A 22977-nucleotide genomic window follows, 5' to 3' on the forward strand; every position below is an offset into this window, starting at 1 on the left:
TAATAGCTAGCTATAGATAAAAGGAGGCTGTTCAAAAAGCGAGCCTCCTCTCTGTTTAATATAAAGATTTTGTCATATTATTCCGAATAATTTCAAGAGATTTCGCTACAGTTAATGCATTTTTTTCTTCGATTTCTGGTTTTCTAGGGATAGGTTGATACATGTTGTTTGGATCTTCCCATGTAAGGGGAAGGTCGGTTTCTGCTTGTCCTTTCCAAGCGTCAATCCATTCTGGAGGGAGATAACCTGAGATGTTTTGGATGTTGTTCATTTCGAGCCAAATGAGTGCCCAAGCTCTTGGTACGACGCGCCAGTGATCATAGCCACCACCGCCGACAGCAATCCAGCGACCGTCGCAATATTCATTAGCGATTTCACGAGCGAGCTTCGGTATTTCACGGTAAATATTCATCGTTGCGCAAAGGTGTGTAAGTGGATCGTAATAATGTGCATCAGCACCATTTTGCGTTAAAATAATATCCGGTTTAAAGTATGCTGCCACTTCTTTTACAACTGTTCGATATGAATCTAAAAACGATTCGTCTTCTGTAAAAGCGTCGAGTGGAACGTTAAAAGAATAATTATATCCATTTCCTTGTCCACGTTCATTTACTGCGCCAGTTCCAGGGAATAAATAACGCCCAGTTTCGTGTAATGAAATGGTGCATACGTTAGGATCGTCGTAAAAAGACCATTGTACCCCGTCACCGTGATGAGCATCTGTATCAATATATAAAACGCGTAAACCGTATTTCTTCTGAATATATTTCATTGCGATAGAGCTATCGTTATAAATACAAAAGCCAGATGCTTTACCACGAAAGCCATGATGTAAGCCGCCGCCTAAATTGAGGGCGTGCTTTACTTTCCCAGAAATAACAGCATCGACAGCTGTTAATGTTCCGCCAACGAGTAATGCACTTGCTTCGTGCATATTTGGAAACATCGGTGTATCTTCTGTTCCAAGTCCGTATGTCATCGCAATTGATTTTTCTAACTTACCTTCTCCAGCAAGTTTTACCGCATTTATGTACTCCGCTGTATGAACGTAGGCAATCTCTTCATCTGTAGCCATCCGTGGCGCGATGACTTGAGAGGGAGAGATAAAACCGCTCTTTTGTAATAAATCATACGTGAGTGTGACACGCAGTTGGTTAAAAGGATGATCAGGGCTAAATGAATAGCCCCGAAAGTCATCCGAATAAATGAAGGCGCTACTCATGCTTGCATCCCCATTATGTTCGGCCATAAAACACGATAGCCTTCTGTTTCAAGTGCTTCAATCACCCTTAAAGGATTCATCGTTTGAATGCGGAAAACGAGTACTTTATCATTCTCATCTTTTGCTGGGTAGACGAGAACGCTCACAATATTTATTTGTAAATCACTAAAAATAGCAACGACTTTTCCGAGAATACCAGGTTCATTTTTCACTTGAATTTCAATTTGTGAACTCGGTTGATGAGCTCCTGTTAATTTTACTAACGTGTGCAGCACTGTAGATTCAGAAATGATACCTACGAGTTTTCCAGCTTTCGTAACAGGAAGACAGCCTATTTTATTTTCAAAAAATAAAGTCGCAATTTCCTCAACGAAATCGAGAGGGTGACAAGTCATAACAGGGTGTTTCATTATGAGTTCAAGCGGTTGCTTCAGCATATCGAGTGAAACTTGTTCATCTAAAATAGACGGACTTGCATCTCTTACATCCCGATCAGAAATAATACCTACGACATGATTATTTTGATCGACAATTGGAATGTGCCGAATGCCTTTCGTACGTATCGTTCGGATTGCTGTTTCAATTGTATCGTTTGGATGCAGTGTCACTACATCTTGATTCATAATTTCTTCTACAATCATTCCAGTTTCCCCCTTTATTAATACATAAAACGATTGTGAAAACGTAGACGATCGAATGCTTGAATGGAATCCGTATCAACACGTTTACCGATGCGGACCATTAAACAGTTGGCAGGATGTGAACAAATTTCAGGATCATCTGTAGCCATCCATTGTAAACCACCAGCATTCATCATTTTTTCCATTACTTTTCGGTATTCCCAAACATTTAAGCCTGTTTGTTTTAAATCCCAGTGCCAATAATATTCAGTCGTTAATATAATGTAATCTTCCATATGATTGTCCATCATTGAAACTTCTAATAAATTTTTTCCGACAGAGCAACCACGAAAGGCTGGGACAACTTCAATCGCCCCGAGTTCAATTAAGTTTTCAATCTTTCCTTCTGACCATCGCTCGAGCGGATCAGGATATAAGTATGTAACATACCCAACGATCGTTTGGTCATGTCTAGCAATAATGAGACGAGCTTCTGGTAATTTAGAAATTTCGACAATTGCTTTATATTGCTGCTCGGCAGGACGAAACGCAATTAAGTCTGGATGAAATTCATACATTTCAAGATTATGTGTAGAGACAGGACCTTCAATAATTAAAGTGCCTTTCGCTGTTTTTAAGTTTCTGGCATTATATATTTTTTTATGAATCAATTTATTGCTCACCACCTTGAGGGTTTGTGAATCTATTAATATCGTACTTTATAATATATGCGATGTGAATCGAATTTTGTCATTAAAAATTTGTCTAAAAATCAACAAAAATACTGAAAATTTTAAATAATGTCATTATAATAGATAATAGAATACATAGGAGGGGGATGTAAAGTATGAAAGTGGAAACGCTTCCTGTCATTAAAGGAGAAAATAATTTGCCGAATTATGAAGAGGCATACGCGAATTTTAACTGGGAAGAGGTTAATAAAAATTTTACTTGGAATGAAACAGGACGAGTAAATATGGCGTATGAGGCAATTGATAAGCATGCGAAATCAGATCGAAAGAATAAAGTAGCACTTTATTATCAAGATGGATCGCGAAAAGAGAAATATACGTTTAAGGAAATGAAGGATTTTTCTAATAAAGCAGGAAATGTCCTGAAAAACTATGGCGATGTTGAGAAAGGCGATCGCGTTTTTATTTTTATGCCGCGTTCCCCAGAATTATATTTCGCACTTTTAGGTGCAGTGAAATTAGGGGCAATTGTTGGACCATTATTTGAAGCATTTATGGAAGGCGCAGTTCGCGATCGTTTAGAAGATAGCGAAGCGAAGGTGTTAATTACAACTCCTGAATTGTTAGAGCGCATACCATTAAATGATTTACCTGCTTTAAAAACAGTCTTCCTTGTTGGAGACAATGCAGAAGAAGGCGGTAAAACTGTAGCGTTCAATCCTTTATTTGAACAAGCTTCAAAAGAATTACATATCGAGTGGTTAGGCCGTGAAGACGGTTTAATTCTACATTACACATCTGGTTCTACTGGTAAGCCAAAAGGCGTCCTTCATGCTCAAAACGCAATGGTTCAGCACTATCAAACAGCGAAATGGGTATTAGATTTAAAAGAAGATGATGTATATTGGTGTACAGCTGACCCAGGCTGGGTAACTGGAACAGCTTACGGTATTTTTGCACCGTGGTTAGTGGGAGCATCAAATGTTATTTTAGGCGGGAGATTTAGTCCAGAGGCATGGTATGAAGCACTGCAAGATTACGGTGTAACAGTTTGGTATAGTGCACCGACAGCGTTCCGTATGTTAATGGGAGCTGGACAAGACGCAATTAAAAAATATGATTTATCACAAGTGCGTCACGTATTAAGTGTTGGTGAGCCATTAAATCCAGAAGTAATTCGCTGGGGTATGAGCGCATTTGGACTTCGTATTCATGATACGTGGTGGATGACAGAAACAGGCGGACAAGTTATTTGTAACTATCCTTGTATGGAAATCCGTCCAGGTTCAATGGGGAAACCAATTCCGGGTGTGAAAGCAGCGATTGTTGATAATGAAGGAAATGAAGTGCCTCCATACACAATGGGGAACTTAGCGATTGGTAAAGGTTGGCCATCTATGATGCGTGCGGTTTGGAATAACCCACAAAAATATGATTCTTACTTTATGCCGGGAGATTGGTACGTATCAGGTGACTCTGCTTATATGGATGAAGATGGATACTTCTGGTTCCAAGGACGTATTGACGATGTAATTATGACGTCAGGTGAGCGTGTTGGTCCATTTGAAGTAGAAAGCAAATTAATCGAGCATGCTGCTGTTGCAGAGGCTGGTGTAATTGGTATTCCTGATCCAGTGCGCGGAGAAATCATTAAAGCATTTATCGCGCTTCGAGCAGGATACGAACCATCTGATGAATTAAAAGAAGAGATTCGTCAATTTGTAAAGAAAGGCCTAGCAGCTCATGCAGCGCCAAGACAAATTGAATTTAGAGATAAATTACCGAAAACGAGAAGTGGTAAAATTATGCGCCGCGTATTAAAAGCGTGGGAGCTAAACTTACCAACAGGTGACTTATCAACGATGGAAGATTAAAAGAGGAAGGGTCTGAACAAGTAATATGTTCAGACCTTTCTTTTTTTATGTTATGATGTAGTTGTTCAACTTATATATATGAGTTAAAGGGGATAGTATGATGAAAACAGAAAAGGAAAAGATGATACAAGGGGAAATGTACATACCGGCTGATCCCGTTTTAGTAAAGGACAGGGAGCAAGCTCGTATATTAACGAGAAAATTAAATGAAACACCAGAAGTAAAACTAGAAGAACGTAGTGCAATCGTAAAAGAATTATTCGGAACGACTGGAGATAACATTCATCTTGAATCTTCTTTTAGATGTGATTACGGTTATAACATTCACGTTGGTGAAAACTTTTACGCAAACTTTGACTGTACGATTTTAGACGTATGCCCGGTGACAATCGGAGTGAACTGTATGTTAGCTCCAGGTGTTCACATTTATACAGCAACACACCCGCTTGACCCAGTAGAGCGTATAAGCGGATCAGAATACGGAAAACCAGTTACAATTGGTGATAACGTATGGATTGGCGGAAGAGCGATTATTAATCCTGGTGTCACAATTGGAGATAATGCTGTCATCGCATCTGGTGCTGTTGTAACGAAAGATGTGCCGGACAATGTAGTAGTTGGCGGGAATCCTGCGAGAATCATAAAAAAAATAAAATAATATTTGAACGAAGCGCCTTCCTCGTCTGTATACATTTATGAAAGAATAGATGAGGGAGGCTTTTTTATGTCTAATAAATTACTTCTTGCTTTTGCCGTAATTGGAATTATCGTCGTATTTTCTTGTGGTTTGCTATTACCGATGCCAATCGGATTTAAAGTATCAATGATTACAGCCGGTGTCATGATGATTGTTATGTTTTCAATCATTATTCCGTTTGATAGAAAACATATAGTACGGAAAAAAGGATATAAAATTGATTTTACAAAAACAAAAGTGTATTTTCGCTGGAATGTATTTGATACGATTTCGGCTTGTTTGGCAGTGTATGCGTGCGTATGTGTGCAAGCATTAAATATTTTAGTTTCAACCGGACAGACAATTCAAAACCCGTATGTTCAATTTTTTACGAATCAATCGCAAGTATGGATTATTGTCGCAAGTTGCTATTTAATTTCCCGCATTTCATTAACGTTAAAAGGAATAAAGGAGATCAAAAATCATGGCGCAGATTGGGATTGAGGAAGAGCTCATGCTTGCGTATCAAAGTGGAGATAAGCAGGCAGGAGAAAAACTATATGTTTTGATCAAACCAGCGCTATACACATTTTTATATCGATTTAACCGAGATGAACAATTAAGTATCGATCTCGTGCAAGATACATTTTTGACATTAGAACGAAAGAAACATATGTATGAACCTGAAAAAGGTAAAATAAAAACGTATTTATTTCAAATTGGTTATCGTCTTATGATTAATAAATTAAATAGAAGAAAAAAGTGGCGTACGCTTTTGCCATTTTTAGTGCCGATTCAGGAAAAAGAATTTTCTCACGAAGATCGGCTCACAGTAAGAGCGGCAATTTTGAAAGTTCCTGAAGAACAGCGAGCTGTCCTTATTCTTTCTTATTATCATGATATGCAGCAAAAAGAGATTGCGGAGATATTAAACATTCCGGTTGGAACAGTGAAGTCGAGACTCCATAACGGGATAAAGAAATTGAAACAATTGCTGGAGGTGGATGAAATTGAGCGAAAATCCCTTTAAGAGTGAATATAAATTAAAGCATCATTTAGATAGTGATCATGTAGAAATACCAAATTTTCCAAAAACGGTAAGTCGCTTCGATCGATTAATCGGATTTCTTGGTTCTCCAGCGAAAGATCCTGTGGAGGCGACGATTGGCAATGATTTATCGGTTATATTTCATGTGTCGTTATTAGTTGGGGTTCCAATTCTTTCTCTTATTACGATACTCTTTGCGACGTTGTAAAGGATTGGAAAGAAGAGAAACTCGACCTCTATTTGACACGCCTATATAAATGATGGTATAAAGAAAAGTATATGAATAATTGAGCGTGGAAAGGGAGAAGTAGTGATCATTTCCCTGTTATAGAGAGCTGATGGTCGGTGAAAATCAGCACATAGATGATCGCGAATTACGCCCCTAGAGCATCTTTTTTCGATTGAGTTATATTCAAAAGGGAAAAGACGGTGCTAAGCCGTTATGTAAATAAGGTGGTAGGCTTTTTTGTCTGCAACTAGGGTGGTAACGCGATGATCAAAATCGTCCCTTATTTAAAGGGGCGATTTTTTTATGTTTTCAACCTTCACGCCAGTAATGAACTTAAAGGAGAGTATGTAGGATATGGGTATTTTACAAGATCTTGAATTTCGCGGTCTAATTAACCAGCAAACAGATGCTGAGGGCCTTGAGCAATTATTAGAAAAAGAAAGCGTTAAATTATACTGTGGTTTCGATCCGACAGCGGATAGCTTACACATCGGTCATATGTTACCAGTATTAATGTTACGTCGTTTCCAATTAGCTGGTCACCAACCAATCGCACTTGTTGGCGGTGGTACTGGTATGATCGGTGACCCAAGTGGTAAAAAAGCAGAGCGTACATTAAATACGAAAGATACAGTTGCTTACTACACGGAAAGCATTAAAAACCAACTTTCAAACTTCTTAGAGTTTGAAAACGTGAACAACCCAGCAACGATGGCTAACAACTATGACTGGCTTGGTAACTTAGATGTAATTTCATTCTTACGCGATATCGGTAAAAACTTCGGTTTAAACTATATGTTAGCAAAAGATACAGTAGCATCTCGTTTAGAAACTGGTATTTCATTTACTGAGTTTAGTTACATGATTTTACAATCATACGACTTCTTAAACTTATACCAACAACACAATTGCCGTCTTCAAATCGGTGGTAGTGACCAATGGGGTAACATTACAGCTGGTCTTGAATTAATCCGTAAATCAGAAGAAGACGCGAAAGCATTCGGTTTAACAATTCCGCTAGTTACAAAATCTGACGGTACGAAGTTTGGTAAAACAGAGGGCGGCGCAATTTGGTTAGACCCAGAGAAAACAACTCCTTACGAGTTCTACCAATTCTGGATCAATACAGATGACCGCGATGTAGTTAAATACTTAAAATACTTCACATTCTTATCTCATGAAGAAATTCTTGAGCTTGAGAAGCAAGTAACTGAAGCACCAGAAAAACGTGCAGCACAAAAATCATTAGGATCTGAAATGACAAAACTTGTTCACGGCGAAGAAGCGTTAGAGCAAGCAATTAAAATTTCAGCTGCACTATTCAGTGGCTCTGTAGCAGAACTTACTGCAAGCGAAATCGAGCAAGGATTCAAAGACGTACCATCTGTAGAACGTACTGCAGAAGATACAGTATTAATCGACTTACTTGTAGAAAGCAAAATTTCACCATCTAAACGTCAAGCACGTGAAGATGTAACTAACGGTGCAATCTACGTAAACGGTGAGCGTACACAAGCGTTAGACTACGTTGTAACAGAAAACGACCGCATCGAAGGTAAATTCACAATCATTCGCCGCGGTAAGAAGAAATATTTCTTAATTCGTTACTAATCAGAAACGAATGTAAAACAAATAGTACCCCGAATGGTAGGCTGAAAAGTCTATCGTTCGGGGTTTTTATGTATGCATTTAAATTGCCTCATGATTTCTTTTAAATAGAATATGAAGAATTAATACGAGCATGTAAAGTAAGCTAATTAGCATAACGACAAATGCCCCGGGATAAAATTTTGCCGCATATATAAAGAAATCGATTTGATAAATATCGTCATAATGTGAAACGTACCCTTTAAAATAATTCGTAAACTTAGCGCTATATTTCCATTCATCAGGATAATCTATTAAATTACTCCCTTGATACCAACTAATCAAAGCTGAAGTAATAAACAGCATAAATGAACTACCTAATTGAACCATTTGGTTTATTGTCAAAATGAATCAACCTCCTATATTATGGATATTGTAGCGTGCATTCACATTCCTGGAACCTTTTTGTTGTAATCTCCTTTTCGAGTTCATACGGAAATCACATGTAAGCGGTATGATAAATGTATAACAAATAGAAAGGAGTGGTAAAACAAAATGTCACTAGAAGCGCTCATTATTTTTTCTTTGCTAAACGCTGGTCAGCTTGCAGAGCATTCGAAGGTTGATGTACATAAAGAGCAGAAAGATGCTTATGTATATGTTCAAAAAGAGGAAAATAAATAATTTTAATATATAAATAAAAGCTACCAGAGAGAACGTTTTAGTTTCTTTGGTAGCTTTTTCTATTGAGATATAATTTGGAAGTAATGAAAAAAGGAGTAGTCTGAAAATGAAATGATTATATGTTTAAGGGAATAAGTATAACAGCATGTAATGAAGATGGATTATAAAATTTTGCACAATAAACGGAGATAGTATTAAAGAGAATCCAATCGTTGGAATGAATAAAAGAGAAGTAAGGATGATTATCCATAACTCATGAAAAAACTTCCTTGAAGTATCTTACTATACATACGACATTTATATAAATAAAAAAAGCCCAGGCCCCTTGATAAACAAGGTTCCTAAGGCTTTTAATAATACTCTTTGCAGAGTACCGAGATTAACGAGAGTAGAACTCTACGATTAATGCTTCGTTGATTTCAGCTGCTAACTCAGAACGCTCAGCGTGACGAGTGTAAGTAGCTTCTAACTTATCAGCATCGAAAGTTAAGTATTCTGGTACGAAGTTGTTAACTTCGATCGCTTCTTTAACAACAACAAGGCTGTTAGATTTTTCGCGAACGCTGATAGTTTGGTTAGGTTTAACGCGGTAAGATGGGATATCTACGCGAGCGCCATCAACTGTGATGTGACCGTGGTTTACTAATTGGCGAGCTGCACGACGAGTGCGAGCTAAGCCCATGCGGTAAACTAGGTTGTCAAGACGAGCTTCAAGAAGGATCATGAAGTTTTCGCCGTGCTTACCAGGCATTTTACCTGCTTGGTCAAATGTGCGACGGAATTGACGTTCAGTCATGCCGTACATGTGACGAAGTTTTTGTTTCTCTTGTAATTGTAAACCGTATTCTGAAAGTTTCTTACGTTGGTTAGGACCGTGAGGACCTGGTGCGTAAGGGCGTTTTTCTAATTCTTTTCCTGTGCCGCTTAGAGAGATTCCAAGACGACGAGACAGTTTCCATGCTGGACCTGTATAACGAGCCATAGTTGACTCCTCCTTTAAAAATGTTTTTATTTTCGTAAAATAAAAACAGACGTAATCGATATTTACGGGTATTTTGTTTTCATGTACCTTCGCTCCAGCAGCAGGGAGTTACGAGATACACCTCCGCAGAGGAACAAAATACAAACGATAAACTCACATTACAAGGCTGCCTTTTTATTTTACACAAACGCTATTATATCTTTTACTTACAGTTTCGTCAAGAGACTCCCTTTTTGTTTTATGCAGATAAATTTTGGAAATTAACAAGAAGGAATTTAAAACAATATAAAAGAAATGATAGAAACACAAATAAAACGCTTACATAAAATGTAGTAAAGACGTTCATCAGATTTTTCCTGGTGGATATGTGGAAATAAAGACATGAGGGGGATGTTTTTATGAAAAAGAAACATATAGAGACAGCATTAATTCATCACGGATATGAATCAAATGAAAATAAAGGGAGTTTAACACCACCTTTATTTCAAACTTCTACATTTACGTTTGAGACAGCACAGCAAGGAGAAGCGAGTTTTGCGGGAGAAGATCCATCTTATATTTATTCAAGGCTTGGGAATCCAACTGTGAAATTATTTGAAGAACGTATGGCTGTTTTAGAAGATGGAGAGGAGGCGCTGGCGTTCGGTTCAGGTATGGCAGCCATTTCAGCAACTTTAATCGGTTTTCTAAAGGCTGGAGATCATATTATTTGTTCAAATGGATTATATGGATGTACGTACGGTTTTTTAGAAGTATTAGAAGAGAAATTTATGATTACGCATTCGTTTTGTGATATGGAGACAGAGACTGATATTGAAAATAAAATTCGTCCAAATACAAAGCTCATTTTCGTTGAAACACCGATAAATCCAACGATGAAATTAATTGATTTAGAAAAGGTGATCGGGGTAGCGAAGCGCAATGATTTGCTTGTTATTGTCGATAATACGTTTTGTTCACCTTATTTACAAAGACCTCTTGAACTTGGTTGTGACGCCGTCGTTCACAGTGCGACAAAATATATTGGTGGTCACGGGGATGTTGTAGCGGGTGTAACAATTTGTAGAACGAAAACGTTAGCTGATAAAATTCGTCCGATGCGAAAAGATATCGGCGGTATTATGGCGCCGTTTGACGCGTGGTTATTGTTACGCGGATTAAAAACATTAGCAGTAAGAATGGATCGGCATTGTGATAATGCGGAAAAAATTGTATCGTTTTTGAAAAATCATGAAGCAGTAGAAGGTGTTTGGTATCCGGAGGGAGAATTAGCATCCCGCCAAATGAAACGAGGCGGGGGCGTTATTTCTTTTTCAATTAAAGGCGGGAAAGAGGAAACACAGTCGTTTATCAATGACCTCCATTTTATTACAATTGCCGTAAGTTTAGGTGATACAGAAACGTTAATTCAGCATCCAGCGACGATGACGCATGCAGCTATTCCAGCTGAACTAAGAAAAGAAATGGGTATTTTCGATAATTTAATACGCCTATCTGTCGGCTTAGAATCATGGGAAGATATCGTTTCTGATTTAGAACAGGCGCTAAAGAAGATATCTACTGTTAGTAATCAATAAAGTGAAACTGTAATCAATGGGGGTTTTGTCCATCCCCTGCTGATTATTAGCCCTCACAAATCGGGCTTTTACGGGCAGTTATCTCCCACCTAACTTCCTTGTATTCGCCGAATTTACTGCCCGTTAATGCGGGATAAAAAAGAGTGAGCTATCGGTTTCGTACGTTACGTACGTAATCGATAGCTCACTCTTTTCTTTATTAAATATGTTTTAGGAGTGTTTCCACAAACTTTTCTAAATAGTGCTGATCTACTTCATCGAAACGATTTTTTTCAGGACTATCAATATCAAGCACACCAATGATATTTCCTTCTTTCATAATCGGTACAACGATTTCAGAATTAGAGGCACTATCGCAAGCGATATGTCCTGGGAATTGGTGAACATCTGCTACAAGTTGCGTTGTTTTTGTTTCAGCTGCAACGCCGCAAACACCACGTCCGAACGGAATACGCACGCAAGCTGGCATCCCTTGGAATGGTCCAAGAACAAGTTGATTTCCTTCTGTTACATAAAAGCCAACCCAATTAACGCGATCTAAAAATTGATTTAATAGTGCGGACGCATTTGATAAGTTTGCGACTACGTTCGGTTCGCCAGTTAATAATGCATCCAGTTGTTTAATTACTGTCTCATATTGCTCTTCACGAGATCCTGCATAACTTTCTTTTGTAAACATGGAAACAACTCCCTTTTTAGCGAGATATGTAAAACGATAGCAAAATACGATGTATTTCACATGACTTTGTCGATAGAAAATTAAAGGAATTTGTCTTAAAAGTCAAGAAATTTAAACTATAGCTGTTCAGTGAGAGGAAGTGAGCGCATGAAACAGACGAAACAAAAAGTAATTGATGCGGCAATATCGTTGTTTAACACGAAAGGTTATGATGGAACGTCGGTGCGAGAAATTGCAAAGCGAGCGGATGTGAATGTAGCGAATATTTCATATTATTTTGCTGGAAAGCAAGGGTTATTAGAACAGCTTATTACTGATTTTTTAGAAGGATATATTCACGTAATTGAAACGTCATTTGAACAGAGAGAATATTTACCGGCTAAAGATGTGATGGTGCAAATGGTGCGCGGGATTTTACGATATCAATTTGATAATAGAGAACTGACACGTTTTTTTTATAGAGAGCTTTCGCTTGATACGACATTAATTCGTGAAGTGATGACCGTTTATTTTTCTAGAGAAAGATATTATATAGAGCAAATCATTAAACAAGGACAAATGAAGCAAGAATTTAAAAAGGTATCTTTTACAATGTTTATGACGCAATTAAAAGGCATGATGAATATGCCGTTTTTATATCCACAATATATATCAGAGGTGCTACACTCATTTCCGTCTGAGACGTTTTTCTTAGAAATGTATACGAAGGAAATTGAGCAATGGATGGAACGAACATTATATAAAGCGAGTATGTATTATGAACTACCAAGAGCTGTTCATATGTGAAAAATCCCCACCTAACGAACTGAGGTGGGGATTTTTATATGTTGTTTTCTTTGCCATAAATTGTTGCATACTAGCGCAATAATTATTAATGAACAGCTAATTGTATACCTAGAAATATGTGATGTAAGGAAAATGATTATGAATGTGTTTCAATGTATGGGCGCGAAACCAATAATTGCGGTTGAAACATCTTATGCAGAACCGATGATTGCGATGGTAGGAGCTGGACTTGGTATAACATTGCTTCCGGAAACCGCGTTACAGTAAGCCGTAATGCAAGGTAACGTACGTGCGATTTCTGTAGAACCACCACTAATGCGAAAGATTTATTTCGTCTCTCATATAAAAGAGAGCTCGTTATCTTGCATTAACTGCCCGTAAAAGTCTTACCTTTATTGCATTCATTTGAGGACGGATAATGGAATAAGTGGAATATTAAGAAATATTACAATCACATGTAAAGAAACATGAAATTTTAAAAAAAACTAGGTCAAAAACACGTCATTACATGGTATGATTAGAACATTGTTAGTTGTTAAATATAGGGGAATTCCCTTTTTATACATAATGCCTTCCATTTCATAAACGGAACGGACAAAAAAAGAGATATAACTAGGAGGCTTTTTTGCATGGATTCTATCCTGACGATCGTTATCATTGTAGTAAGCTCTATTCTAGTGCTGCTCATGATAGAGCTTGTGATAAGAAATCGTTCATATAAAGATATTGAAGCACTGGAGCAGTGGAAACAAGAGATAAAAGATAAACCTGTGGCAGATGAACTAAAGCGGGTAAAAGATTTAAATATGACAGGTCAAACAGAAGAGCTGTTTGGTAAATGGCGTGAAGAGTGGGATGAAATTGTATCAACAACTCTTCCGAAAGCTGAAAAAGATTTAGGGCAAGCGCGAAAATTCGCCTCGCAATTCTCCTTCCGCAAAGCAAAGCATGCGATGAAAGAATCCATAAGTGGTTTAGATGACGCTGATAATCGTATTACAGACATTTTAAATGAATTACAGCAACTGTTAGAAAGCCATGAGAAAAATAGCGCGGAAATTGAAGGGTTACGTGATACATATCGTAGTATGAAAAAGAGCGTTCTTGCTCATCGACACATGTATGGAGCAGCTGAGCAAAAAATTGAAGAGATGTTAGATGTTGAATCCGAGAAGTTCAAAACTTTTGAAGAGGCAACAGATAATGGTGATTATTTAAAAGCGAGAGAAATTGTTATTAGTTTAGAAGAAGGTTTAGCAAGTTTAGAAATCGTTATTCATCAAATTCCGGATTTATTGGTAGAGTGTCAAGCGACATTACCAGTTCAGCTGGAAGATTTATTACAAGGCCATGATGATATGATAAGACAAGGCTATGTATTAGAGTATTTGGAAATCCCTAAAGAAGTCCGCGATATGACGACACAACTACACACATGTTTAATGGATATACAGGAACTTCATATAACAGAAGCAGCAGAAAAAGTAGAGAACTTAAAAACTCGTTTAGACAGTTTTTATGATCAACTTGAACAAGAAGTGCATGCGAAACATTATGTGGAGCAAAAAACACTGTCTGTTTATGAAGATTTAGAAGAAATTCGTACAGAAACAATTGAAACGAAAATAGAAACACAACTTGTGAAACAAAGTTATCAATTACAAGACAAAGATATTGAGTCACAAAAAGTAATTGAAAAGCAAATGCATATTTTAATGAAACGTTTTGAAGTGTTACAAATACGCGTTGCTGAACAAGATATTGCATTCTCTATCATTCGTGAGGAACTAGAAGAGGTTTATGAGCAATGTGAAACTTTAAAAGTACTTCATGCAGAATATAAAGAAATGCTGCAAACGATGCGCAAAGAAGAATTTGAAGCACGTGAGAAGTTACAAGAAATGCGAAATACAATTTTTGAGACGAAACGTTTTATGCAAAAGTCGAATTTACCAGGTCTTCCAGAGAGTATTATGGAAGATTTACAAAAAGGGCAAATGGCGATGCAAGCTGTATATGAGCAATTAGAAGTAAAGCCGTTAAATATGAATACTGTAAATAGCAGTTTAGAAGAAGCATACACAGTTGTGAATGGTGTATCTGAAATGACAGAAGAAGTAATTGGACAAGCTTATTTAGTTGAAAAACTAATTCAATACGGTAACCGATACCGCAGTCATGATGAGAATCTTGCAGAAAGCTTAAATTATGCGGAGAAATTATTCCGTGAATATCAATACGATGCAGCTTTAGAACAAGCGGCTTCTATATTAGAGCAACTTGAACCTGGTGTTGTTCAAAAAATAGCTGAATATGTAGACAATGAGCAAACCCTTTAATAAAGGGTTTGTTTTTTTGTGTAATTTTGAAGTCGATGTTGCTATAATGAATAGCGGAATACAGTAAGGTTGTTCGTTTCAAAATAAAGTGAAACCATAAGTGATGGGGTTTCATCCACCACTGATTATTAATCTTCACCACTCAGTATGCCTGCAAATGGCCGGGGGAAATGTACACTTTTATATAAAAACGGAACCTTTGAGTAGTCTTAGCGTAATTACACGTATTTGTGATATGATTATATGATGTGATAGCGCTGAAAGGGGAAGAACGATGATCTATTTTGATAATAGTGCGACGACGAAGCCATATCCAGAAGCGCTTCAATCGTACGTAACGGTTGCAGGGAAATATTTTGGTAATCCTTCTTCTATTCACTCGCTTGGAGGAGAGGCAGAGCGTCTATTAACACAATCGAGAACGATTGCGGCACAGCTCCTTCACGTTAAACCTTCTGAAATTATTTTCACATCAGGTGGAACGGAAGGGAATAACCTTGCGATTAAAGGGATAGCGATGAGGAATCGTTCGCGCGGCAAACATATCATTACAACAAATATTGAACACGCGTCTGTGTTTGAAGCATATAAACAATTAGAAGATCTCGGTTTTGATGTAACGTATTTACCGGTTAACGAGCACGGTGTTGTATCGGTAGAAGATGTAAAACGAGCACTTCGTGAAGATACGATTCTTGTGTCAATTATTCACGTGAACAACGAGACTGGAGCGATTCAGCCCGTTGCTGAAATTGGAACATTATTAACGAACTATCCGAAAATAAGATTCCACGTGGACCATGTACAAGGGATAGGAAAAGTACCACTTGATTTATACGCTTCTCATATTGACCTTTGTTCAATATCTGGACATAAATTTCATAGCGTAAAGGGGACAGGTCTTCTTTACGTACGTGATGGTGTAAGATTAGATCCAATCTTATCAGGTGGTCAACAAGAGCTCAAGTATCGTTCAGGTACAGAAAATTTACCTGGTATTGTAGCGATGGTGAAAGCACTTCGTATGACGATGGAACAAGTGAAAGAAAAGATAGTTCATTTGCAAAATTTACAAACAGAGCTGGTCCGTTTCTTTAAAGAGATGGAAACTGTAACGATTAATACATCACTTGAATATGCGGCACCGCACATTTTAAATGTATCATTTGTCGGTTTAAAACCAGAAGTAGTCGTTCATGCTTTAGAAGAGCATGGTGTATATGTATCGACGAAGTCTGCTTGTTCTTCAAAAGCAAATGAAGTGAGCAGAGTACTAGTGGCAATGGGAGTACCGCACGCCGCAGCTACAAGTGCGATTCGCATTAGTCTAGCACCAGACAACACGATGGAAGAAGTAAAACAATTTGAAGGTATTGTTAAAGAGACGATGCCAAAATTATATGAAGTGATGAGGTAAAGAAATATGATGACATATGAATATATTTTAGTTCGTTATGGAGAAATGACGACAAAAGGAAAGAACCGTTCTAAGTTTGTAAGTACGTTAAAAGATAATGTGAAATTCAAATTAAAAAAATTCCCAAACATTAAAATTGATGCAACACATGATCGTATGTACATTCAGTTAAATGGTGAAGACCATGAAGCAATTTCTGAAAGATTGAAAGATGTATTTGGTATTCATAAGTTTAACTTAGCAATGAAAGTACCATCAGAATTAGAAGATATTAAAAAAGGTGCATTAGCAGCTTTCTTACAAGTAAAAGGTGATGTGAAAACATTTAAAATTACAGTGCACCGCTCTGATAAGCGCTTCCCAATGAAGACGATGGAGTTACTTCCAGAAATCGGTGGGCACATTTTAGAAAATACAGAGGATATCACAGTAGATGTTCATAATCCAGATGTGAATGTACGTATAGAAATTCGCAGTGGTTACAGCTATATTATGTGTGGTGAGCACATGGGAGCTGGCGGTTTACCAGTTGGCGTTGGCGGAAAAGTAATGGTACTTCTTTCTGGTGGTATCGATAGCCCGGTAGCAACTTACTTAACGATGAAACGCGGCGTATCTGTGGAAGCAGTTCACTTCCATAGTCCACCTTTCACAAGCGAGCGCGCGAAACAAAAAGTAATCGATTTAGCACAAGAGTTAACGCAATACTGTAAACGTGTAACACTTCATCTTGTTCCATTTACTGAAGTGCAAAAAACGATTAATAAAGAAATTCCATCTAGCTATTCTATGACAGTTATGCGTCGTATGATGATGCGTATTACAGAGCGTATTGCAGAGGAGCGTAATGCACTTGCAATTACGACTGGTGAAAGTCTTGGACAAGTAGCGAGCCAAACGTTAGATAGTATGCATACGATTAACGAAGTGACAAACTATCCTGTTATTCGTCCGCTTATTACGATGGATAAATTAGAAATTATTAAAATTGCAAAAGAAATTGGAACGTATGATATTTCAATTCGTCCATATGAAGACTGCTGTACAGTGTTTACACCAGCAAGTCCATCGACGAAACCGAAGCGTGAGAAAGCAAATCGTTTTGAAGCGAAGTACGATTTCGCGCCGTTAATTGAAGAGGCTGTAGCGAACAAAGAAACAATGGTATTACAAACAGTAGAAGTAGTGGCTGAAGAAGAAAAATTCGAAGAACTTTTCTAAACCCATAAATTACCACATTCAAATGTGCATGAAGTCATGTTGTTTATCACACTCTATACTCACAAGGAGGTGATACAACATGGCAAGCACAAATAAATTAGCAGTATCTGGTGCTCAAGCAGCATTAGATCAAATGAAATACGAAATCGCTCAAGAGTTTGGTGTTCAACTTGGAGCTGATGCAACATCTCGCGCTAACGGATCTGTTGGTGGCGAAATTACTAAACGTCTAGTTTCACTAGCTGAGCAACAATTAGGCGGTTACCAAAAATAATCCCATATACGATGGCTTAGAAAGAGCGGGTTCTCCCGCTCTTTCTTTTTGTCGTTTTCGTCGTTATTTGCCGATGAATCGTTATGTTAAAAACATCGTCGCTATACATTCATACATCAATTCGACATAAATATAAAAAAATTGTCAAAAGAAGAGGGTTCAAAATTTACTGAAAATTCTTTATTATATAAGGGAGGCATAGAAATAAAGGAGGATGTTATATGAAGAGAGAGGAATTGTTAGCGCCGCCGTCTTATAATTTAGTTTCGGAAATAGAGAAATATACGAGTGATAAAGAGAAGCTTGCTTTAATTTGGCAAGATGATAAAGGGAATAGACGAGAGATTACATATTTTGAATTAATGCAAGGTGCGAATAGAATTGGAAACGCTTTTATAAAAAGTGGTTTACAAAAAGGGGACAAGCTCCTTATTATGATGCCGCGCTTAATTGAAGCTTACATGACGTATATTGCTGCGATTAAAGCAGGATTTGTCGTTATTCCAAGCTCAGAAATGTTGCGTAAAAAAGATATTGAGTACCGTATTGGGCACGGAGAAGTGAAAGCAATTGTAAGTTACGAACCGTATATTGGACAATTCGACGGCGTAGAAGCGGTGGAATCTCTTCAAAAATTCGTTTTGAGCGAGCGTTCAGTAGATGGTTGGAAAAATTTAAAAACAGCATTAGAAACAGAAAGTGACATGTTAGAAATGGCGAAGACAGATAAAGAAGATATGGTCTTTTTATCTTATACGTCAGGGACGACAGGAAATCCAAAAGGAGTTGTTCATACGCATGCATGGGCATACGCTCATTTACGTACAAGCGCTCCGAACTGGCTCGGAATTGAAGGAAATGATGTTGTATGGGCAACGGCTAGTCCAGGTTGGCAAAAGTGGATTTGGAGCCCGTTTGTAGCGACTCTCGGTTCAGGTGCAACAGGATTTGTATACAATGGTAAGTTTGAACCAAAAACGTATTTAAATTTATTAGGCGATAATAAGGTGAATGTGCTTTGTTGTACGCCGACTGAGTATAGATTAATGGCAAAGGTAGAAAATTTAAGTGAGTACAATTTAGAAGCGTTACATAGCGCTGTATCAGCTGGTGAGCCGTTAAACAGGGAAGTTATTGAAACGTTCCAAAGGCATTTTGATATTACGGTAAGAGACGGCTATGGGCAAACGGAAAACACATTACTCGTTGGGATAATGAAAGGGATGGACATTAGACCAGGATCAATGGGAAAACCGACGCCGGGAAACCATGTTGATATCGTAAATGAAGAAGGAACTCCTGTACAGGTAGGAGAAGTTGGTGATATCGCAGTTCACATTGAAACACCAGCCCTCTTTAAGCAATATTATAAAGATGATGAGCGCACAGCGATGCAATTCCGTGGTGATTATTATATTACGGGTGATAAAGCGAAAAAAGATGAAGAAGGCTATTTCTGGTTTGAAGGGCGCGGTGATGATATTATTATTAGCTCTGGCTATACAATCGGCCCGTTTGAAGTCGAAGATGCGCTTGTAAAACATCCATATGTAAGAGAATGTGCGGTTGTTGCAAGCCCTGATGAAATTCGCGGAAGTGTCGTGAAGGCATTTATCGTATTAAGAGAGAATATAGACAAGAACGAAGAAACATTAATTCCAGTGCTCCAACAACACGTCAAAGAATTGACTGCACCATATAAATACCCTCGCAAAATTGAATTTGTAGATGAACTACCAAAAACGATTTCCGGAAAAATTCGCCGTATTGAACTTAGAAAACAAGAAATGGAGCTTCCTTCAAAATAATTTTGAAAATAGGGGAGTAAATAGTTGAATGAAATGTAAAACGATGATATTATAAAAACGAACACAAGTTCGATTTTATAAACTAAAAAAAGAGGTGTCCGTATGATTTTAGGTATTAATCCGTACTTAGTTTTAGATGGTAGTGGGCAAGAAGCTGTACAGTTTTACAAAGAGGCGTTAGACGCAAAAGTAGAAGTAATGCAAACTTTTGGTGACATGCCTGAAAATCCAGAATACCCAATTCCAGCTGAAGCGAAAGAGCGCGTTTTACATGCTACTTTAAAAGTTGGTAATACGGACCTTATGATTTCTGATACATTCCCAGGTCAAGGGCATGCAATCGGATCTCAAGTAACAATCGCAATTCAAATTAATAATGCAGAAAAAGCGAAAGAAGTATTTGATAAGTTACAAGAAGGTGGAGAAGTTATTATGCCACTTCAAGAAACTTTCTGGAGCCCAGCATACGGACAATTAAAAGATAAATTTAACATTGAATGGCAAGTTACAACGAACCCTACTGAACAAAATTAATTTTTGGAAAAGCACCATTTTTAATCGAAATGGTGCTTTTTTTATACGCTCTAATTTCGTAGACTAAAGGAAAAGGGGGACGAGTATATGGGAGAAATTTGGTATGGCGGCACCATTTACACTATGCGAGAAGAGAATGAAAAAGTAGAAGCTATTTACGTTGAAAATGGCGTCATTGTTCATATAGGGAATAAAGAAGAGTTAGAAAACCGATATTCAGAAGTGAAGTTATATGACTTAAAAGGGAAAACGATGATTCCAGGTCTTGTTGATAGCCATATGCATCTTATTGGGCATGGGGAGAGGTTGCTTCGTCTAGATCTATCAAATTGCAAATCTTATAGCGAAGTACTTACTCTTGTTCAGAAGCGCGTAGAAGAAGCGCCAAAAGGATCTTGGATTATCGGAGAAGGATGGAATGAAAATAATTTCACAGATACAAAACAAGTTCATGTACGTGATTTAGATGAAATCTCTAAAGAACATCCGATTTTATTAAAGCGTGTTTGTCGTCACGTGACATGGGTGAATTCATACATATTGCAAGAAGCGAACATAACAGAAGCGACGCAAGATCCAAAGGGCGGAAAAATTGGTCGTGACTCATTAAATAATTTAACAGGACTTTTATATGAGCAAGGACAAGAGTTAATTAAACATGTTCAGCCCGAAATAGATGGAGTGTATTTGCAAAGTGCTCTGCAAACAGCGATTTCAGACTGCTGGCAATATGGACTCGTTGGCGGACATACGGAAGACTTAAATTATTATGGCGGCTTTCAAAAAACGTACAATGCGTTTTCACACGTTATAAAAGAAATGCGGTTTAAAGCGCATTTACTCGTTCACCATGAAGTAGCGAATGAACGAAAAGAATATGAAAATGAGCACTATATTGAATTTGGTGCGATGAAAATTTTTTCTGACGGCTCTTTCGGCGGAAGAACAGCTTTATTAAGTGAACCGTATGAAGATGAGAAGGAAACAAATGGAGTTGCCATTTTCTCACGTGAAGAGCTTGCAGGTTTAGTGAAAAAAGCACGAGACTTACATATGCCAGTTGCCATTCATACAATTGGTGATTTATCGCTTGAATATGTCATTGATGCGCTTGAATTACATCCACCAGCAGAAGGATTACGTGACCGTATTATTCATTGTCAGCTAGCTCGTGAAGAGTTGATTGAAAGAATGAAACATTTGCCAGCTATTATTGATATTCAGCCAGTCTTTGTTTCGTCAGATTTCCCGTCAGTGATTGAAAAACTAGGAGAACGCCGTCTTCGTTATGCGTATGCTTGGAAGACGTTACTGGATGCAGGATTACACTGTAATGGAGGCTCTGATGCTCCAATTGAACAAGTGAATCCGTTTTTAGGTATATATAGTGCTGTTACACGTAGAAGTTTTATTAACGGCGTATGCTATATGCCAGAGGAAAGATTAACGGTATATGAAGCTGTCTCTTTATTTACAACAGGAAGTGCGTATGCAATTGGAAAAGAAGCGAAGCGAGGACAAATCGCAAAAGGATATGAGGCAGACTTTACGATATTAGACCGCAATGTTTTTGAAATTGAGGCGGAAGAAATAAAAGAAGTACAGGCAGAAATGACCGTCATTGATGGGAAGATTGTTTATAGAAAAGACGTCTAAAAATTTGAGGGAGCGGCTCCGAAAATACATTTTGGTGCTGCTTCCTCTTTTTAGATAGGTTGATGATGTCGGTAAATTGATATTTTGGGTAAAATCGTTGATATAATTTCATATACTGTTGTCCTGTTCCAAAATGTTTTGTGAAACAGCGTCAAGTTGCATTTGATAAATAAAAAACCCTCGAATTATGGAAATCCCATAATTCGAGGGTTTTTTGATTACTATAAAAACGTTCTCTGTACTTTTTCCCAGAAAGAGTTGTTTTTTAATTTAACAGTTTTAATTTGTTTATCGCTTAAACGAACAACGGCTTTTTCCACTTGTTTAATGCTAAGTGCTTCGTTATCCATTCCGATAACAGGATAATCATTTCCATCTGGTTTAAGTGTTAAAGTTAACGTACGCTCGTGATTTAAAAGGAACGGTGACCCGAGTGTACGGTATGTGTTGTTATTTAAAGATGCTAGTTCGCTTACTTGGAAACATGGGATAAGTGGATCGACAACTGCACCATGTAATGATTTATTGTAAGCGGTACTTCCTGTTGGTGTGGAGATAACTAATCCATCACCTCTAAAGGTTTCGAAATGTAAATTGTCGACGTGTACATCTACGACAAATGTTTTAATGATGCTAGAGCGTAATGTGAATTCATTTAAACAATGGAAAGATGTACCGTGATCTACATCTACTTTAATTGTTGGATATTTTCGCACTTCAATTTCGTTTTTTGTAATTTCTTGAAGGGCTGTATCAACGTGATCGATGTGGAAATCGCAGTAGAAAGAAATTTCATCTTTCGTAGAAATCCCTGCGTATAAGCAATCTTCTCTAAAGCCGGTTTTACGAACGGCTTGTAAGAAAGTCCCATCATCTCCAACGCTGACGATAGCGTTTGCATTTTTTGGATGATCTAATATGGTAAATCCATTCTCCTCTAAAATACGATATACTGGTTTCATTTTTTCAACGAGCGTTACTTTGTCATCACCATAAAAGAAAAATAAATTGCGACGATTTGCCATTATGTATCCCTCCACTGCAGTTAAGTTTTCTAGTCTTAGTGCTGCAT

At 37.7% G+C, this 22977-nt stretch carries 23 protein-coding genes, 2 pseudogenes and 1 other annotated feature; of the genes and pseudogenes, 17 read left to right on the forward strand and 8 right to left on the reverse strand.

What is annotated here, in order from left to right:
* Nucleotides 1–55 precede the first annotated feature (55 nt).
* From acuC to acuA, 3 genes are read right to left on the reverse strand one after another with little or no spacing between them, the layout of a single operon-like run.
* Nucleotides 56–1222 (reverse strand): acetoin utilization protein AcuC, encoded by a 1167-nt coding sequence (gene acuC, locus AC0IXC_RS08480; protein ID WP_341087249.1) that lies wholly within the window; start codon nt 1220–1222, stop codon nt 56–58.
* The gene (locus AC0IXC_RS08485) at nt 1219–1863 is read right to left on the reverse strand and encodes an acetoin utilization AcuB family protein (RefSeq protein WP_000634567.1); all 645 of its coding nucleotides are present in this window, start codon (nt 1861–1863) and stop codon (nt 1219–1221) included. The genes acuC and AC0IXC_RS08485 overlap by 4 nt, the downstream gene beginning before the upstream one ends.
* Before the next feature lie 17 nt (nt 1864–1880).
* Nucleotides 1881–2513: an acetoin utilization protein acetyltransferase AcuA gene (gene acuA / locus AC0IXC_RS08490; protein WP_002138645.1), complete on the reverse strand. Its 633-nt coding sequence runs from the start codon at nt 2511–2513 to the stop codon at nt 1881–1883.
* 176 nt (nt 2514–2689) lie between these two features.
* Between acuA and acsA the strand changes: the two genes are divergently transcribed.
* The 6 genes from acsA to tyrS all read left to right on the forward strand — a co-directional run bounded on the left by acsA (nt 2690) and on the right by tyrS (nt 7972).
* On the forward strand, nt 2690–4408 hold the full coding sequence (acsA, locus tag AC0IXC_RS08495; protein WP_002034343.1) for an acetate--CoA ligase: 1719 nt from the start codon (nt 2690–2692) through the stop codon (nt 4406–4408).
* Between the two features lie 100 nt (nt 4409–4508).
* Complete coding sequence (locus tag AC0IXC_RS08500) at nt 4509–5066, forward strand: maltose acetyltransferase domain-containing protein (RefSeq protein ID WP_002129424.1); 558 nt, start codon at nt 4509–4511, stop codon at nt 5064–5066.
* A gap of 66 nt (nt 5067–5132) precedes the next feature.
* Nucleotides 5133–5588, forward strand: coding sequence for a hypothetical protein (locus AC0IXC_RS08505; RefSeq protein WP_002143400.1), 456 nt, complete (start codon nt 5133–5135; stop codon nt 5586–5588).
* Nucleotides 5569–6114 (forward strand): RNA polymerase sigma factor, encoded by a 546-nt coding sequence (locus tag AC0IXC_RS08510; RefSeq protein ID WP_002143399.1) that lies wholly within the window; start codon nt 5569–5571, stop codon nt 6112–6114. Before AC0IXC_RS08505 ends, AC0IXC_RS08510 begins: the two co-directional genes overlap by 20 nt.
* Nucleotides 6095–6340, forward strand: coding sequence for a hypothetical protein (locus tag AC0IXC_RS08515; protein WP_240380509.1), 246 nt, complete (start codon nt 6095–6097; stop codon nt 6338–6340). Before AC0IXC_RS08510 ends, AC0IXC_RS08515 begins: the two co-directional genes overlap by 20 nt.
* A 77-nt stretch (nt 6341–6417) precedes the next feature.
* Nucleotides 6418–6645 (forward strand) — a binding site (T-box leader).
* Nucleotides 6646–6715: 70 nt separating this feature from the next.
* A complete protein-coding gene (tyrS, locus tag AC0IXC_RS08520; protein WP_193652352.1) occupies nt 6716–7972 on the forward strand; it encodes a tyrosine--tRNA ligase in 1257 nt (418 codons plus the stop codon).
* Between the two features lie 78 nt (nt 7973–8050).
* Here tyrS and AC0IXC_RS08525 read toward each other — a convergent pair whose 3' ends face one another.
* Entirely contained in the window at nt 8051–8353 is a 303-nt protein-coding gene (locus tag AC0IXC_RS08525; protein WP_341087256.1) for a YjdJ family protein, read from the reverse strand.
* A 150-nt stretch (nt 8354–8503) separates the two neighbouring features.
* Here AC0IXC_RS08525 and AC0IXC_RS08530 point away from each other — a divergent pair, with 150 nt between their 5' ends.
* The gene (locus AC0IXC_RS08530) at nt 8504–8632 is read left to right on the forward strand and encodes a hypothetical protein (protein ID WP_000050938.1); all 129 of its coding nucleotides are present in this window, start codon (nt 8504–8506) and stop codon (nt 8630–8632) included.
* 379 nt (nt 8633–9011) lie between these two features.
* Here the strand turns inward: AC0IXC_RS08530 and rpsD are convergent, their stop codons facing one another.
* Nucleotides 9012–9614, reverse strand: coding sequence for a 30S ribosomal protein S4 (rpsD, locus tag AC0IXC_RS08535; RefSeq protein WP_002015568.1), 603 nt, complete (start codon nt 9612–9614; stop codon nt 9012–9014).
* Nucleotides 9615–10012: 398 nt separating this feature from the next.
* Between rpsD and megL the strand changes: the two genes are divergently transcribed.
* Nucleotides 10013–11191, forward strand: a complete 1179-nt coding sequence (gene megL, locus AC0IXC_RS08540) for a methionine gamma-lyase (protein ID WP_044442168.1) — start codon at nt 10013–10015, stop codon at nt 11189–11191.
* Nucleotides 11192–11390: 199 nt separating this feature from the next.
* Here megL and AC0IXC_RS08545 read toward each other — a convergent pair whose 3' ends face one another.
* Nucleotides 11391–11870: a GAF domain-containing protein gene (locus AC0IXC_RS08545; RefSeq protein WP_002138633.1), complete on the reverse strand. Its 480-nt coding sequence runs from the start codon at nt 11868–11870 to the stop codon at nt 11391–11393.
* A 147-nt stretch (nt 11871–12017) separates the two neighbouring features.
* Here AC0IXC_RS08545 and refZ point away from each other — a divergent pair, with 147 nt between their 5' ends.
* Nucleotides 12018–12656 (forward strand): forespore capture DNA-binding protein RefZ, encoded by a 639-nt coding sequence (refZ, locus tag AC0IXC_RS08550; RefSeq protein ID WP_033709497.1) that lies wholly within the window; start codon nt 12018–12020, stop codon nt 12654–12656.
* 11 nt (nt 12657–12667) lie between these two features.
* On the opposite strand, the pseudogene AC0IXC_RS08555 reads toward refZ, so the two are convergent.
* Nucleotides 12668–12745 (reverse strand): annotated as a pseudogene (locus tag AC0IXC_RS08555) (EamA family transporter); the annotation flags it as partial.
* On the opposite strand from AC0IXC_RS08555, the pseudogene AC0IXC_RS08560 reads away from it, so the two are divergent.
* The 8 genes and pseudogenes from AC0IXC_RS08560 to AC0IXC_RS08595 form a co-directional block, all read left to right on the forward strand.
* Nucleotides 12744–13037, forward strand: a pseudogene (locus AC0IXC_RS08560) (LysR family transcriptional regulator substrate-binding protein); the annotation flags it as partial. The pseudogenes AC0IXC_RS08555 and AC0IXC_RS08560 overlap by 2 nt on opposite strands.
* A gap of 248 nt (nt 13038–13285) precedes the next feature.
* Nucleotides 13286–14995 (forward strand): septation ring formation regulator EzrA, encoded by a 1710-nt coding sequence (gene ezrA, locus AC0IXC_RS08565; RefSeq protein WP_033709498.1) that lies wholly within the window; start codon nt 13286–13288, stop codon nt 14993–14995.
* A 274-nt stretch (nt 14996–15269) separates the two neighbouring features.
* Complete coding sequence (locus tag AC0IXC_RS08570) at nt 15270–16412, forward strand: cysteine desulfurase family protein (RefSeq protein ID WP_033731427.1); 1143 nt, start codon at nt 15270–15272, stop codon at nt 16410–16412.
* A 6-nt stretch (nt 16413–16418) separates the two neighbouring features.
* Entirely contained in the window at nt 16419–17633 is a 1215-nt protein-coding gene (gene thiI / locus AC0IXC_RS08575) for a tRNA uracil 4-sulfurtransferase ThiI (protein WP_002034334.1), read from the forward strand.
* Nucleotides 17634–17712: 79 nt separating this feature from the next.
* Complete coding sequence (locus AC0IXC_RS08580) at nt 17713–17907, forward strand: alpha/beta-type small acid-soluble spore protein (RefSeq protein ID WP_000168891.1); 195 nt, start codon at nt 17713–17715, stop codon at nt 17905–17907.
* Nucleotides 17908–18128: 221 nt separating this feature from the next.
* Entirely contained in the window at nt 18129–19715 is a 1587-nt protein-coding gene (gene mbcS, locus AC0IXC_RS08585) for an acyl-CoA synthetase MbcS (RefSeq protein ID WP_002034333.1), read from the forward strand.
* A gap of 102 nt (nt 19716–19817) precedes the next feature.
* Nucleotides 19818–20249 carry a VOC family protein gene (locus AC0IXC_RS08590; RefSeq protein WP_088293498.1) on the forward strand — a complete coding sequence of 144 codons (432 nt, stop codon included), beginning with the start codon at nt 19818–19820 and terminating at the stop codon, nt 20247–20249.
* 87 nt (nt 20250–20336) lie between these two features.
* Entirely contained in the window at nt 20337–21905 is a 1569-nt protein-coding gene (locus AC0IXC_RS08595; RefSeq protein WP_215590248.1) for an amidohydrolase, read from the forward strand.
* Nucleotides 21906–22126: 221 nt separating this feature from the next.
* Here AC0IXC_RS08595 and AC0IXC_RS08600 read toward each other — a convergent pair whose 3' ends face one another.
* Nucleotides 22127–22930: an NAD kinase gene (locus tag AC0IXC_RS08600; protein WP_002015552.1), complete on the reverse strand. Its 804-nt coding sequence runs from the start codon at nt 22928–22930 to the stop codon at nt 22127–22129.
* Nucleotides 22931–22977 lie beyond the last annotated feature (47 nt).

The organism is Bacillus sp. AC266 (assembly GCF_979253805.1).

What these genes read in the sequence shown, in the direction of transcription:
- AC0IXC_RS08485 (WP_000634567.1), bottom strand. Translation starts at nt 1,863, where the DNA reads ATGATTGTAGAAGAAATTATGAATCAAGATGTAGTGACACTGCATCCA.
- AC0IXC_RS08600 (WP_002015552.1), bottom strand. Translation starts at nt 22,930, where the DNA reads ATGGCAAATCGTCGCAATTTATTTTTCTTTTATGGTGATGACAAAGTA.
- AC0IXC_RS08570 (WP_033731427.1), top strand. Translation starts at nt 15,270, where the DNA reads ATGATCTATTTTGATAATAGTGCGACGACGAAGCCATATCCAGAAGCG.
- rpsD (WP_002015568.1), bottom strand. Translation starts at nt 9,614, where the DNA reads ATGGCTCGTTATACAGGTCCAGCATGGAAACTGTCTCGTCGTCTTGGA.
- mbcS (WP_002034333.1), top strand. Translation starts at nt 18,129, where the DNA reads ATGAAGAGAGAGGAATTGTTAGCGCCGCCGTCTTATAATTTAGTTTCG.
- AC0IXC_RS08505 (WP_002143400.1), top strand. Translation starts at nt 5,133, where the DNA reads ATGTCTAATAAATTACTTCTTGCTTTTGCCGTAATTGGAATTATCGTC.
- AC0IXC_RS08545 (WP_002138633.1), bottom strand. Translation starts at nt 11,870, where the DNA reads ATGTTTACAAAAGAAAGTTATGCAGGATCTCGTGAAGAGCAATATGAG.
- megL (WP_044442168.1), top strand. Translation starts at nt 10,013, where the DNA reads ATGAAAAAGAAACATATAGAGACAGCATTAATTCATCACGGATATGAA.
- AC0IXC_RS08510 (WP_002143399.1), top strand. Translation starts at nt 5,569, where the DNA reads ATGGCGCAGATTGGGATTGAGGAAGAGCTCATGCTTGCGTATCAAAGT.
- AC0IXC_RS08530 (WP_000050938.1), top strand. Translation starts at nt 8,504, where the DNA reads ATGTCACTAGAAGCGCTCATTATTTTTTCTTTGCTAAACGCTGGTCAG.
- AC0IXC_RS08590 (WP_088293498.1), top strand. Translation starts at nt 19,818, where the DNA reads ATGATTTTAGGTATTAATCCGTACTTAGTTTTAGATGGTAGTGGGCAA.
- thiI (WP_002034334.1), top strand. Translation starts at nt 16,419, where the DNA reads ATGATGACATATGAATATATTTTAGTTCGTTATGGAGAAATGACGACA.
- acsA (WP_002034343.1), top strand. Translation starts at nt 2,690, where the DNA reads ATGAAAGTGGAAACGCTTCCTGTCATTAAAGGAGAAAATAATTTGCCG.
- refZ (WP_033709497.1), top strand. Translation starts at nt 12,018, where the DNA reads ATGAAACAGACGAAACAAAAAGTAATTGATGCGGCAATATCGTTGTTT.
- AC0IXC_RS08500 (WP_002129424.1), top strand. Translation starts at nt 4,509, where the DNA reads ATGAAAACAGAAAAGGAAAAGATGATACAAGGGGAAATGTACATACCG.
- tyrS (WP_193652352.1), top strand. Translation starts at nt 6,716, where the DNA reads ATGGGTATTTTACAAGATCTTGAATTTCGCGGTCTAATTAACCAGCAA.
- AC0IXC_RS08580 (WP_000168891.1), top strand. Translation starts at nt 17,713, where the DNA reads ATGGCAAGCACAAATAAATTAGCAGTATCTGGTGCTCAAGCAGCATTA.
- acuC (WP_341087249.1), bottom strand. Translation starts at nt 1,222, where the DNA reads ATGAGTAGCGCCTTCATTTATTCGGATGACTTTCGGGGCTATTCATTT.
- ezrA (WP_033709498.1), top strand. Translation starts at nt 13,286, where the DNA reads ATGGATTCTATCCTGACGATCGTTATCATTGTAGTAAGCTCTATTCTA.
- AC0IXC_RS08595 (WP_215590248.1), top strand. Translation starts at nt 20,337, where the DNA reads ATGGGAGAAATTTGGTATGGCGGCACCATTTACACTATGCGAGAAGAG.